Here is a 13,106-nt window from a genome sequence, read left to right on the forward strand (position 1 = left end):
CATTCGGTTCTTTCGCGAATGGCGTAGCAATAAAGAAGTGCGGCCCTTGGAGAATTACCTCTTCCCAGTCCGGCGGGTGTTCCGTACGCCATTCGATATAGCCAAGTTCTTTGGCTGGTGTCTCATTCCATCCCCCTGAACATTTATACTCTAGGTTAGTCATCCGCAAAGGGTAAGCAGAGAGCACCGAAAGCGCGTCTAGAGCGTGTCTCCCGATTCATCGGGCGAGCATGACGGTGGCGGCGAGGAGTACGCCGCCGAAGTAGGTCCGCGCGTACTTGTCGTAGCGGGTCGCGATTCCGCGCCACTGCTTGAACCGGCCGAAACCGCGCTCGACGGTGTTGCGCTGCTTGTAGAGCTCGGGGTCGAAACCCGGTGGCCGACCACCGGCGGACCCCTTGTCCTTACGGCGTTTGGCCTGGTCGGAGCGCTCGGGGATGGTGTGCCGGAGGCGTCGCCGCCGCAGTTCGCGGCGAGTCGACGGGTGTGAGTAGGCCTTGTCCGCCAGCAGGCGATCCGGCCGGTGCCCGGTCGCGGCCAGGGCCTCGAGCAACGGCGCCAGGCGCGGATTGTCCCCGGCTTGCCCGGCGGACAGCAGCATGGCCACCGGGCGGACACCGGAGGTGACCAGGGCGTGGACCTTGGTGGTCAATCCGCCGCGCGAACGACCGATCGCGTGGTCGTCCGGCTCGGAAATCTTGTCATTCGACCTGGCCCCCTGTGTGGTCCGCGGAGGGCGCGCCGGCGGCATGCTGGTGCGCCCGCACGACGGTGGAGTCCACCGACAGCAACCAGTCCAGCTTGCCCGTATCGGCGTGGTCGGACAGCACATGCTCGAAGATCCGCTCGTACGTGCCGTCGCTTGACCAGCGGCGATGCCGCTTCCACAAGGTCTGCCAGGGGCCGAACTCAGCGGGCACATCACGCCACGGCGATCCGGTGCGAAAGCGCCACGCGATCGCTTCCAGCACCTGACGGTGATCACGCCAGCGCGCACCACGCCGCCCAACATCAGACGGCAACACCGGCTCGATCGACTCCCACAACTCGTCCGTGATCACACCAGTTCTGATCATTCACCGATCATCAGCGAACCACCGGCCGATATTCGGGAGACACGCCCTAGCTGCTCGCGTACAAGAGGGCGAAGTAGGCGAGCTTGAGCGGCAGGCGTCCCCGGCTCATCAAATAGTGCGGCCCACTCTCCGAGTGTGTGCTCGGTAATATGAACCACGCGAGATGCATGCGGCCGGTGGTCCCAGCCTCCCGACACGTATTGAATTCCGGGTGCATCTCCCTCCCCGCTGTGTGACAGCGATCGATCTAAGGTTTCTGGGACGAACAGGTTGGCAACTTGTAGGAAATTAATCTCTTGAATGGGGCCATATATGTGGACACCGAAAATTGTCTCGTTGTGGATATCATCAAATAGTTTCTCCTCATTGGCGAATTGCCAGTGTCGTCGTAGACGTCGGTACGTTATCGCTCGAAGATGACCAGCTTTCGGGTCGGTGAAGTGAGTCTCTGGATGTAGCATTCCGACAATGCCCGTGCTTATCATGGACCGCCATGTTCGTTCCATGAAGCTTGTATATAGATTGCTTCTCAGGCTTGCGAGAACCGGATGCTGCGCTGGGTCACCGAGATGCTCAACTGCTCCTGCCCAAGAACCTATCTCTGTAAGATATATTCGTTTGAAAGTCTCATCGTCAAGAACATCAGAGCGCTGTCTGCGGAAAGTCGCTTCCGGAATCTTTTCCCGTAGTGCAAATAATGGCTCGCGCTCCGCGAGTATTTCGTTGTCCTTCCAATCGAGCCGTACCCACGGCGGGTTCCCCAGCTGTAGGTCGAACCCGCCCCGACTGAAGACCTGCGCGAAGTCGAGTTCCCAGTGGAAGAAGCCTTCCTGCTGGGCGATTTCACGAACCACGCCGAGCCAGCGGTGTTCGAGGAAGAGCGACGTAACGTCGCGCATGCCATAGTAGCTCTTCTCGAGTCCGTCCAAATTAGCCAAATCATCGAACCCTTCGACGGTCTCGACGAGGGATACCTGGTTGCTCGGCGCATCCTTGCCGTTGATACCAAGCAGGCCTTCCAGCACGGCGAGCCATTGGTCGATGTTCGGCGGTTCTACATCCGTCGTGATGGGCCAGAAGAACAGTGCGCACCAGGCGTCCATGGCGAGCCGCAACCGTTGGTATGGCCCGTCAGGGTCGTGCAGCTCCGATTCGACCCGTTCGCGCGTCACGGCTGAAGCGTCGGCGGGAATGTCAGCACCCCACACCTCGATATGCCGGGCGACTTCGCGCTCGCTGATCTCCAGGCGTCGTCGGCTTAGCTCCCACAGGCGCTCGACACGACGGGCGAGGCCTCGCAGTCGTGCGACTTCGTTCTTCCCCGGCTTGCGGGCGATGGACTTTGCCCACGCCTTGATCTGCTCCACCTTCTCCGGTGCCAGTTCCTTGGCCTGTTTGGCGTCCTTGACCGCGCCCCATCCAGCTGCCGGCAGAAGGAAGTGGTGGATCTCCCCCGCGGGTGCCTCACCTTCGCTCAGTGGCCGATCGGTGGGCGGCGTCTTCAGCCAGCTCTGCTTGGCTCGACCGAGTGCGGCGAGGTCATAGGTGGCACGGCGGGCACCGATCAGTGAGTTTCCACGCTTAAGGTGCAGCCCGAACCATGGCGCCTTCAAGCCCGGGTGCATCACGTTTAGCCATAGCGACACCTCGGCCAGCTCGCGCGCGGTGTCGTTGAGGTCGACGCCGTAGCAGCGGTGCAGCGCGAGGTAGGCCTTCACCTTCTGTAGTTCCGCGCGGTACTGCTCCGGCTCGATCGTCTCGTTGAGCTCCGATTGTCTGCGGTGCAAGTACTCAGCCGCGAGCTGGTTGATCGCCTCGTTGAGGAACGCGCCGCTACCCATGGCGGGCTCGCAGATTCGGTACTCAAGGATGTCCTGTGCGCGCGTGTCTTCAGTGATCAGCTCGGCCAGCGAGTGCCGCACCACGCACTGAGTGAGCACTTCGGGCGTGTAGTAGGAGGCGCTGCGTTGACGGTCCCGGCCGGAGAGCCGATAGACGAACGTGCCCTTCGGATGTACGACGTTGTGCCTCTCACCCGTGAGCGGATCCTCGCGGCGCACGACGTGCTTCTCGTCGTACTGGCCCAAGTTCTCCCGCGGAACTAGCCATGTTCCCTTGGCCGGGTTGCCGTCCTTGGCGAGTTCGGCCAGCTCGCGCTCGGCGATGAACCCGCTATAGGCCATCAGCCCCTCATACACGGCACCGAGCTGGTTGATGCCGAGCTGCGCGTAGGACACGTAGCCGCGCCGCTCGCCTTTCTTTTTCGACACCTTGGACAGCAGCAACAGCGCCAGCACCTGCTGTAGCACGTGGTTGCTGAGGTTGATGTCGTCGATGTAGTGGGCGTAGCGCGGCTCGAACAGGTCGGCGCGCAGCGGCTCGAACACCATGCCGTCGCTGGTCTTCAGGTCGGCGTTGTGGCCCTCGTTGACCAACCGGAACAGCAACCGCAACGAGTCGTGCAGGTGGTGGCCGTCGCGCGACTGGCCGGTCAGCGGTCGCTGGATCAGCTCCCGCAACCGGTCCAGCCCGTAGCCCGCATCGTAATCCGGGTCACCGACAGGCAGGATCGCCAGCTCAGGACGTGCCTCGGCGTAAAGCAGGAACAGGATCCGATACAGGAACCGCAACGACTGGGTGGTCAGCTCGCGCGGCAGCTCGGGAATACCTTCGACCGGTTCCCCCTTGGCCCTGCGCTGTGCGATCACCTCGTTGGCGATCAGCTCGACCGAAACACGCAGCCCCTCGCGAAGATCCTCGCTCACGCCTACCGCGTGCTTGACCGAGTCCTCGGAGAACTCCGTCAGCTTGCTCGCGCCGTCTTCGGATGGCAACAGCACGTCGGCCGAGACGAGGCCCGCGTGCCAGGCCAGCTCGCCGGTGGCTTTGTCGTCCTTGCGCGAGAGCGCGGTGTCCACATCGAAGGCCAGGTAGCGCCCCTCCGACCAACGCTCCACATCGGACAACAGAATCCAACCGCCAGCGAGCACAAGTACGTAGCGTGGGGCGTGCTCGGTGAGGAACAGCCGCTCCACCGCTTTCGGCACCGGCTCGATCGTGTCGACCTTCTCCTTGCCGGTCTGCACCCTGACCGGGGCTAGTAGCCGCCCCTCGTCACTGAACAAGTCATCGACGTCCGGCACCGGACGTGCCTGCAGGACGTGCAGCGCCTCGCCCGTCGGCGACTGGTGACGGGCCAGCAGCGGTACGGTCACCGCGGTGTCCGCGTGTTCGGTGTCCAGCTCAGTTGGCGATGCGTCATAGCCGAGCGCGCGCAGCAGGATCGAATGGAGCTCGGTGACGGCCTCCGCGTAGCCCTCTTCGTGTGGCGGGGGGAGAGAAGCTTTCGCCGTCAGAAACTTCCCGGTGGCTCCGGTCAGGCCACGAAGCGGGCTGTGTTTGCCGTGCTCGGTGCGCTCGCGCCACTCCTTCGTCAGCGTCTTGAGCTTGCCGGGGAAAGCCTCGGACAGCCAGTGCGGGGACAGGAAGTCGCCGACATTGCGGATGGAGTCATACATGCTGTGTCTCTCCCAGTTACGCGGCCTGGCCGGTGGGCACGATCAAGCCGACGACACGAACGAACGGCTCACCGGAAGTAGCCAGCGAGTCGATCAATGCGGAGGTCTCGTCGCGGGTGGTGATGACGACGTTCTTGCGTTTGGCGGTAGCGTTGCTGTGCTCGGCGACGAACAGCGCCTGCTGTTCCCACGCGGTCAGCCGCTTGCGGTGTAGCTCAAGCCGTTCGAGCAGGTCGCCTTCCATCTCGTCCCGGCGTTGGCGCAGGTCATGGGTGGCGGCGTCCACGGCTGCAGGTACGAGCGACTGCAGACGTTCCACCCATGCTCCGACACCACCCGGGTTGCGAGCTTCCTCCTTGAGGCCAGCGCGCTCCAGCGCCTCGCGCATGTCGCCGACACTCGGACTGTCCGGCAGCCCAGTGACGGCACCCCAGTGGGTGAGCACGGCTTGCCCGAGCGCGTTGGACCAGCTCGCCTGGGTCAGGAACACCGGCTCGCTCACGTCGGCGGCCATCACTGGTGCCTGATCGCGGCCGAAGCGAGCCAGTGCTCGGCTGGTGGCCCACTCCAGAACAGGGTGAACCGGCGCGAGGTAGCCCACATCCGGCCAGAGCGTGTCGCCGTCGGCGCGGGCCTTGTCGAGGCGCTCCTCGGCGAAGCGACGTTGGCCGGACAGGCGAATGCGCTCGGCAACGCCCTGTTCCCGTAGGTACGTCTCCGGAAGGTCCTGCAGGCGCGCGGTCAGATCCTCCGGCGTGTTGAACGCGATCATGTCCTTCTCCTGATCGCGATGCCTGTCCAGTTTCTCACTGCGGGTGGCGATCTCGGCGAGCGCCACGGCAAGGAAGTTGTCGTCGTCATCAAACAGGGTCCGACGTGGCTCGGTCGGCACCGGCGGATCGGACTCGTGCTCGCCTCCGGTGGCCATCAACGCCGCGAACGGATTGAGCTGCTCCGGCTCCGGTTCGGGCACGGCCTCGTCGAGGTCACGGCCCTGCCGCAGGAACTCCATCACGGTGTCTTCTTCGATCTGCTCATCGCGCAGGTCGAGCAGCGCACCCGCGTCTCCGAGGGCCTGATTGGCTGTGTGCTCCTTGGCGAGCAGCTTGGTGACAACCCGCAGGTCGCTGTCGGTCGTCGGGTCATCCGCCGTCAGCGCGAGAGCGGTGATCTGCGGCTCGTGCTCCTGCATGTACCGGTCGATGCGACCATTGCGCTGTTGGATGCGGATGAAGCTCCACGGCAGGTCGTAGTGCACCAGTTGGTGGCACTGGCGGTGCAGGTTCAGGCCCTCGGAGGCCATGTCGCTGGCGAGCAGCACCCGCACTGGGCTGGACGCGAGTGCGAAATTCTCCACGACCTGCTGGACCTGGCTGTCTGGGAGCTGCGCGTGCAGCATCTCGACGGCCTTCTCCGGCAATTTGAGGCGACTGCGGAGCTGGTCACGCAGCCAATGCAGGGTGTCGATGCGCTCGGAGAACACCACGATGCGGATGTCGCCGTCCTTCGCCACGCCGATCTCGCGCAGGTGCTCCAGCAGCGCCTCGAACTTGGCCGGACCTCGTTCCTGCGCTGCCCCGGCAAGATCGTCGAGCCTGCTCAACGCGGCTATCTCGGCACCTGCATCGGTCCGCTCCGCGACGGTCTTCAGCCTGCGCTCGATGCTGGTGCGCAGCGCATCCGGCGAGGAGAGGAAGGCTTTGAACAGCGTCCACGGAAAGAGCGTGCCGCCCTTGCCGGTCACGGGTGCCTGACCGGACACGGGGTGCAGCCAGACGTCACGCAGCTCGTCCAGCACCGCGTTTTCTTCCGGTGTGGGCGTCACGGGCACGATGTTCGGGTCGCGGCGCGGCGCCCAGCGGTGCCCGACCTCGCGCTTGACGTCGGGGGAGTTGCGGTGCCTGCGGACGTAGAGGTGCTCGATGTCGCGTGCCTCGTAGTTGCTCGGATCGGCGATCGCTGTGGGATCGAGTAGGTTGACCAGCTCGGCGAACGACTCCGGCTTGCCGTTGTGCGGGGTGGCGCTGGCCAGGATCAGCGCGTCGGTCTGCCGAGCTAGCAGCCGGGCCAGCTGGTTGTTCTGGGTGCCTCGGTTGATGAGGTTGTGGCACTCGTCGATGACGACGACGTCCCAGTGCTGGCCTTCGAGATGGTGCTTGTAGCGGGCCGGGTTCTTCAGCGTGTCGATCGACACGATCGCCCGGCGGTAATAACTGAACGGGTTACGCGTCGCGGGCAGCGTCTGCCGCACCTTCTGGATGCCGTCCGAGTCGAGCCGAACCAGCGGTATCGCATAGCGCGTCCACATCTCGTGCTGGAACTGCTCCAGCACCGCTCGCGGCGTCACCACCAGGATGCGCTCGCCACGGCCGCGCTCGATCAGCTCGGTCAACGCGATGCCGATCTCGAGCGTCTTACCGAGACCCACCGCGTCTCCGATCAAGATGCGCGGGCGCAGATTCGAGAGTGCCTGATGGGCGGGGCGGAGCTGATACTCCATCGGGTCGGCCAAACCCTTGTGACCTGCGACGATGTGGGTGTTCGTTACCGGGGTGGGGCTTTGCCGCAGCAGCGATTCCAGCCAGAGCCGCGAACGCCGGAACCCGGGACTGTCGTCAGCGACCAGCCGCATCTTCCGCGGATCAAGCACCTCGATCTCGTCGAGTTTGTCGAAGAACACCGCGTCCTGATCGCGCACGAGTTCCGAGGCGCCTGTCGCCTCGATGCGTCGGCCGTCGTGCTCGGTGTGCCGAACCGTGCGGACGAGCCAGACCTCGTCCCGAACGATGATCTGAGTGCCTGCAGCGATGTCCGGAATGGTGTTATCCCCTGTCACCTGGGCGAGGGTATCGAGCATGGGCGCATGGTTGAAGTCGCGTGCATCTATCGTGACTTCCTAACCGCGTCCGAGCATGTAGAGCGCCATATCGACATCCCGCGCTGACCAGTCAAGCCCACGCTCGCTGGCACACAAGCGCAGCTGTTCGACCCGCTCCATGTAGTGGCCATATCTGCGCTCGCGAGGGAGCTCGAGCCCAAGCTTGGTGAGTCCATTCCGTGCGCGCCGGTCATAGACCGCCATGCGGCCGGGGGCGGCTGCGGTGAGCACCGCGGAGGCGAGAGCTGGACCGCTCCCGAAGCCCGGCAGCACCCGCAATACGTCCCGCGCTCGCTCAGCAGCGTGTGGCGTGGGGATGTCGCCATCTTTGGCCACGGTGACAGCCTCGGCGGTCACCGCGCGTATGTCGTGGTCGGGCATCGCACCGAGTCTGTTAGCCCATTTGGTGTTCGCCTGGAGGCGCTTCCAGAACACCAGGGCACCGATGTCGACTTTCCCGATCGAGCCTGACGTCCCGATACGGTCCGATACCTGGTGCAAGACTTCGTCGTAGGCGGGGCTTACCTGCGTGAGGTACTCCTCGTGGGCACGGGCGAGTTGCGCCCAGTCGTCGTCTGACAGCGCTGGGGCGGTAGCGGTCTGCTCGGGTTGGTTCACGCTCGGTCAATCGGATCATCGCGCTTCTTTGCTACGGCATCGCGGTAATTGATGCAGAGTCGCTACTCGCGCGGATTGGGTCGTATCGTGCAGATGTGGCTCACTACCTGCTCGTCATCGGTGATCGGGAAGCGCTTGGCTGGATCCTGTCGACACAACGTATGGCGTTCCCTAGCCTGCAGCGAGCCGAGGTCCGAGCGTTGGCGCCCGGTGACACGTTGTTCCTCTACACAACGCGGGGGTGTTTCAAGAATCCGACACGTGATCGAGGACGAGTCATCGCGTCAGGTACTGCGGTCACACCAGTGCGAACATTGGACGAGCCAGTTGAAGTCGCCGGGCGGACGTTCCCTGTCGGCTGCGATGTCGAGTTTCGCACAGCGGCCCGATGGTCAGATGGCGTTGAGCTCGCATCGGTCGTGGACGAGCTCAAGACGTTCGCCGCGCTAGGGGAAAGCTGGAGTATCAAGCTTCGGCGGCCGTTAGTAGCGCTTTCCGACCAGGACGCAACGCGCCTGAACGACCGCCTGGGCGCGCTCGAGTTGCACTCGATGACGGACGTCCTGCCGCAGTATGCGCGCTGGTGGCACGCCGCCTCACCGTCGTGATCGTCTCGACGGTGCGTGCTCCCGCACCGACGTGTGGTACGCCTAAGACGTAGGCGTATACGGGAGGTCGCGTGGCGTCGCGCAAGGTGATGAACGACCGCTACGAGCTGCAGCGAGTGCCGCTCGCGCGCGGCGGCATGGGCGAGGTCTGGGAAGGTCACGACACCAAGCTGGACCGCGAGATCGCTGTGAAGTTCGTGCGGTTCCACGACGGCGTCCGTGACGACGAGCTCGTGAAACGGTTCGTTCGGGAGTCCCGAATCACCGCACGCCTGCAGCATCCTGGGGTTCCGGCCGTGTTCGACGTCGGAACGGACGAGGCCGGCCGACCGTACCTGGTGATGCAGCGGGTGCGTGGCACTAGTGTGAGCGACCTGCTGGCAGAGAATGAGCAGTTGTCGATCGGCTGGTCCGTCGCGATCGCGGCGCAGGTGTGCTCGGTGCTCTCCGCAGCGCATCAGGCCTCGCTCGTGCACCGCGATCTCAAGCCTGCCAATCTCATGCTTGAGCCGGACGGGACCGTCAAAGTGCTGGACTTCGGGCTTGCCGTCGCACTCGACCTCACCGAGGGGTCGCAGATCACTCGGACGGGGCAAAGCATTGGCACCCCGGCGTACATGGCACCGGAGCAGGCGCTTGCTGCCACGAGCGGTCCGCAGACCGATCTCTACGCGCTGGGATGCACGCTGTACGAAATGCTCACTGGGCGTCACGTGTTCAGTGGACCTACCTCGTACGCGGTGATGAACAAACAGGTTGACGAGTCACCGAAGAGTGCGCGTGAGTATCGGGCGGAGATCCCGGCGGAGCTCGACGAGTTGCTGCTCGCCCTGCTGGAGAAGAAACCCGAGAATCGCCCTGCCTCGGCTCACGTCGTCTATGAGCGCCTATTGCCACTCGTGACCGACGTCCGTCCGATGCCGGGGCTGTCACAGCCACCAGGTGTATCCACTCCAGCCCGGATGTACGCCACGGTCCTGAGCAGGGCGTTCGACGTCGATACGACTCCGGTCGCGGCGGCTCCGTCGCCCGAACCAGAGATCGAGCCGGTCAGGGACACTCAGCTCCCTGCGGTGACCCGTCTTGATGTTGAGGAAGCGCGCGCTGAAGCCGGTGAGCTCGCGCAGCAGGCGCGATATGCAGAGGCTGCGGACGTGCTGCGCACCAACGTCGAAGCGGCGAGTGCCACGTTCGGGGCGACCGATCCAGGTGTGATGAACGCGCGATTGGAATGGGCCAACGTGCTTTTCGAAGGCGGGGACTATCGGGCTGCGGCGCCCGTCTACGACGCACTGACGGTGGACCTGGCGGAGCAGCACGGCCCTGACGCTGAGCTGGTGTTTCGATGCCGGGCGCAGTATGCGACGTGCCACGCCAAGCTCGGCGACATGACAACGGCGATTGACGCAGCCCGGCGGCTGTTGGCCGATCAGCAGCGTGTGTATGCGCCGCGCGATCCGCGCCCGTTCGAGCTTCGTAGGCAGATCGGTGTATGGCAGCTGAGTGCGGGTCAGCGTGAGGAGGCTGAACGGACGCTACGTGAGCTGCTGCGAGACCTGCTCGAAGCGTATGGCGAGAGCTATCCGGCCGTGCCCAAGATCCGCGACATCCTCGATGCGTTGCCGAAACAGGAGCGTATCGATAAGTGATGTATATTGTGGTGTATGAAGCGCACGAACATCTACCTCGACGACGAGCAGACTGAGCTGCTCGATCGTCTCGCGCGCAGCCAGGGCATCTCGCGTGCCGAGATGATCCGGCGGCTGCTCGATGGCGCGTTGCGCAACGAGGTAGATGACGTGGCGGCGGACCTTGCGGCGATCGATGAGTCCTTTGGTGTCCTGGCCAGTGCCGACTGGCCTGAGCGGGGCACCGGGGATCGCGAGGCGCACCTAGCCAGGATGTGGGAGATCGGCTCGTAGCCGTGTACCTGGTTGACTCCGATGTCCTGATCGCGCACCTGCGCGGTGTCGACGCCGCGAGAGAGTGGCTACACGCGGAACGGAAGGTCAGTCCGCTCGCGGTCAGCGCCGTGTCGGTCACTGAGATCACTGGTGGGATGCGTTCGGGCGAACGGCGTGAGGTCTGGCGGTTGCTGGGCTCATTTCGTATTGAGCCGGTCACGAGTCTTGCTGCTGGGCGGGCTGGCGAGTTCATACGCCAGTACCGCCGCAGTCATAACGGCATTGGCATCGCCGACTACCTGATCGCGGGAACCGCGGACGTTCGTGGGCTACAGCTCGCCACGCTCAACGTTCGTCACTTTCCGATGTTCGCCGAGCTCAAGGCGCCGTTCACGGTGTGAGCTTGTTTCAGCTAATTGTCATTACTTCACTGGCATGCCCGTGAGCCTCGCCAGAAGTTCGCCGAATTCTTGCTAGTGGCGAAGCTAGTGGCGAAGTCGTCGGCCAGGATCCGTGTGCTCGAAGACCTCTACCGCTCCAGCCGCTAGTCCATCGGTCAGGTGCTGCGCGAGCGTCTTGCCGCGCTCGGCGGCGTCGTACAGCCCGGTCTCGACGTCGTGCACCTGGCGCAACTGTTCGCCGATCCGGCGCTGCTCGCCGATGTCGAGGACCGGGACCTCCACCCGGCGGAAGTCCAGCCTGAGCCCGCCGGACGACGTTGTCGCGCTCCGCAGCAACGACCGCGTCCGGAGTAGCCCTGCGAGGAAGTGCGGGTCGACGCGATCTGGGTCGACCCGGAGCAGCTGCACCGACCGGCCGAGCACCAAGCCGTCCACACCAATCACCTCGGCGTACGGTCGCTCACCGGCAACAACCATCGCCGCGACGACATCGCCGCGGCGCAGCTCGATCGCATCCTCGCTCGGCTCCACGAGCCGGGCGGAGGGCGAGACACCGTTCGCTAGGTCCCGTCCGGATAGTACCAGTGGTCCGTCGGAGTCGAGATCGTCTGTGGTGCTTAGCCTTCCGGTTGCCTGTCGCACCGTGATCGCGCCCGCGCGGGCGAGGTCGTTGATCGTTGTGGTGCTTTTCGTGCCGCGTCGGCCTTCACGCAGCGTATTCGGCAGTCGCGCGGCCAGCTCCCGCAACGATGCGGCCAGCTCGGCGCTCCCTCGTTGCAGCTCGTTGACGTCGAGCGGCATCGCGGGCAACGGTAAGTGACGTGACGGGGTGACGTCGACGTCCTCATCGAGCAAGTCGATGACGTCGATGGTGCGCTGCCTGCCAGCGACTTCCGCTACTGTTCCGCTGGCGCGGAACTCCCGCCAGGGCGCGAGGATCGCCGCTCTGATCGCCTGCCAGTCGGCCTTGCCACGACGTTCCGGCGCGAGGTGGCTCGTGTCCAGCAGTAATACCGGCTCGGCGCCCTGGCCGTCTGGATTGCGCAGCACCCACACGTGTAGCGGAATCCCGGTCGACATCAACACCCCAGCGGGAAGCGCCACCACGGCCCGCAGTGCGCCCGCACGCAACAGCTCTTTGCGGATCCCCCGACCGGACCTGCGCGATGACACTCCCGCGGGCAGCACCATCACGACGGTGCCGCCCGCAGCGGTATGTGCCAGGCAGTGTTGCAGCCACGCCAGCTCCGGCTCGGTTTTGGGTGGCGTCCCGTACTCCCAGCGCCGGTCAATCACCAGCTCTTCGTGTCCCCAGTCGCGGTAGCCGAACGGTGGGTCGCAGAGCACGACGTCCGCGCGCAGGTCTGGGTACGCGTCCGCGCGGAGCGAATCGCCGACGTCGACGCTGGCGGTCTCGGCCTCCGCCAGGGCGAGGCGGGCGCTAGCTAGTTGCGCTAGGTCCGGCTCATGCTCCTGCCCGTGGAGGGTCCGTGCGCCGTGCCGGGCAGCGGTACGTAGCACCGTGCCAGGACCGCAGGCGGGATCGAACACGATGCCCGCCACCGGGTTCGCTAGGGCCACTACCAGGTCGGCGAGGCCTTGCGGTGTCGTGAGGTGCTGCCGCTGTTGGCGTTCGAACAGTCGCCCCACCAGGTGCTCGATCGCCTCCGGGCGCGTCGAGCCTTCCAGTGCGTCCGCCTGCCCGCGGACGTGCGGGTCGAGGTCCGAGCCGTCGGTCAGGCCCGCGAGATAGGCCGCCATTCCCGCGACCGACGTCGTCACATCCGTGTCCTGGTGCCCGGTGTCGAGCGCGCGCCACAGCTCGTCGGTGGGGGAGACCGCGAGTCGTCCCTGCTCCCGGAGCCACCGCTCGACGTCGGCGTACCGGAACGTTGGACTGCTCCCGGTGCCACCAACCGGATCGGGGAAGTCGGCGTAGCGACGTCGCCAATTGCTTACCGCCGCACGACCGACACCTGCCAGCTTCGCGACCTCGGACGCGGTTACCAACGAATCCTCTGACATGCCCACCTCGACTCTCTGCGGTCAGAGATTAGCACATCATGAGATGTCTTTGTTGACTGTGAACTCACATTGTGCTCT

The 13,106-nt window shown here is 64.7% G+C and carries 8 protein-coding genes and 1 pseudogene; 4 read left to right on the forward strand and 5 right to left on the reverse strand.

Annotated features, from left to right (window positions below):
- Nucleotides 1-217 precede the first annotated feature (217 nt).
- The 4 genes and pseudogenes from ACFQGD_RS10670 to ACFQGD_RS10685 all read right to left on the reverse strand — a co-directional run bounded on the left by ACFQGD_RS10670 (nt 218) and on the right by ACFQGD_RS10685 (nt 8,090).
- Nucleotides 218-1,076 (reverse strand): annotated as a pseudogene (locus tag ACFQGD_RS10670) (IS5 family transposase).
- A complete protein-coding gene (locus tag ACFQGD_RS10675) occupies nt 1,073-4,594 on the reverse strand; it encodes an Eco57I restriction-modification methylase domain-containing protein (RefSeq protein WP_345401112.1) in 3,522 nt (1,173 codons plus the stop codon). The pseudogene ACFQGD_RS10670 and the gene ACFQGD_RS10675 overlap by 4 nt, the downstream one beginning before the upstream one ends.
- A gap of 16 nt (nt 4,595-4,610) precedes the next feature.
- Complete coding sequence (locus ACFQGD_RS10680) at nt 4,611-7,451, reverse strand: DEAD/DEAH box helicase (RefSeq protein ID WP_345401115.1); 2,841 nt, start codon at nt 7,449-7,451, stop codon at nt 4,611-4,613.
- Nucleotides 7,452-7,490: 39 nt separating this feature from the next.
- Nucleotides 7,491-8,090, reverse strand: a complete 600-nt coding sequence (locus ACFQGD_RS10685) for a hypothetical protein (protein WP_345401118.1) — start codon at nt 8,088-8,090, stop codon at nt 7,491-7,493.
- Nucleotides 8,091-8,509: 419 nt separating this feature from the next.
- On the opposite strand from ACFQGD_RS10685, the gene ACFQGD_RS10690 reads away from it, so the two are divergent.
- The 4 genes from ACFQGD_RS10690 to ACFQGD_RS10705 all read left to right on the forward strand — a co-directional run bounded on the left by ACFQGD_RS10690 (nt 8,510) and on the right by ACFQGD_RS10705 (nt 11,003).
- The gene (locus tag ACFQGD_RS10690; protein ID WP_345401121.1) at nt 8,510-8,698 is read left to right on the forward strand and encodes a hypothetical protein; all 189 of its coding nucleotides are present in this window, start codon (nt 8,510-8,512) and stop codon (nt 8,696-8,698) included.
- 71 nt (nt 8,699-8,769) lie between these two features.
- On the forward strand, nt 8,770-10,347 hold the full coding sequence (locus ACFQGD_RS10695) for a serine/threonine-protein kinase (protein WP_345401124.1): 1,578 nt from the start codon (nt 8,770-8,772) through the stop codon (nt 10,345-10,347).
- Nucleotides 10,348-10,362: 15 nt separating this feature from the next.
- On the forward strand, nt 10,363-10,620 hold the full coding sequence (locus ACFQGD_RS10700) for a ribbon-helix-helix domain-containing protein (protein WP_345401127.1): 258 nt from the start codon (nt 10,363-10,365) through the stop codon (nt 10,618-10,620).
- A gap of 2 nt (nt 10,621-10,622) precedes the next feature.
- Complete coding sequence (locus ACFQGD_RS10705) at nt 10,623-11,003, forward strand: type II toxin-antitoxin system VapC family toxin (protein WP_345401130.1); 381 nt, start codon at nt 10,623-10,625, stop codon at nt 11,001-11,003.
- Nucleotides 11,004-11,087: 84 nt separating this feature from the next.
- On the opposite strand, the gene ACFQGD_RS10710 is transcribed toward ACFQGD_RS10705, so the two are convergent.
- Nucleotides 11,088-13,028 carry an N-6 DNA methylase gene (locus tag ACFQGD_RS10710; RefSeq protein WP_345401133.1) on the reverse strand — a complete coding sequence of 647 codons (1,941 nt, stop codon included), beginning with the start codon at nt 13,026-13,028 and terminating at the stop codon, nt 11,088-11,090.
- Nucleotides 13,029-13,106: the final 78 nt, after the last annotated feature.

Source organism: Haloechinothrix salitolerans, assembly GCF_042662605.1.
Classification (GTDB): domain Bacteria; phylum Actinomycetota; class Actinomycetes; order Mycobacteriales; family Pseudonocardiaceae; genus Haloechinothrix_A; species Haloechinothrix_A salitolerans.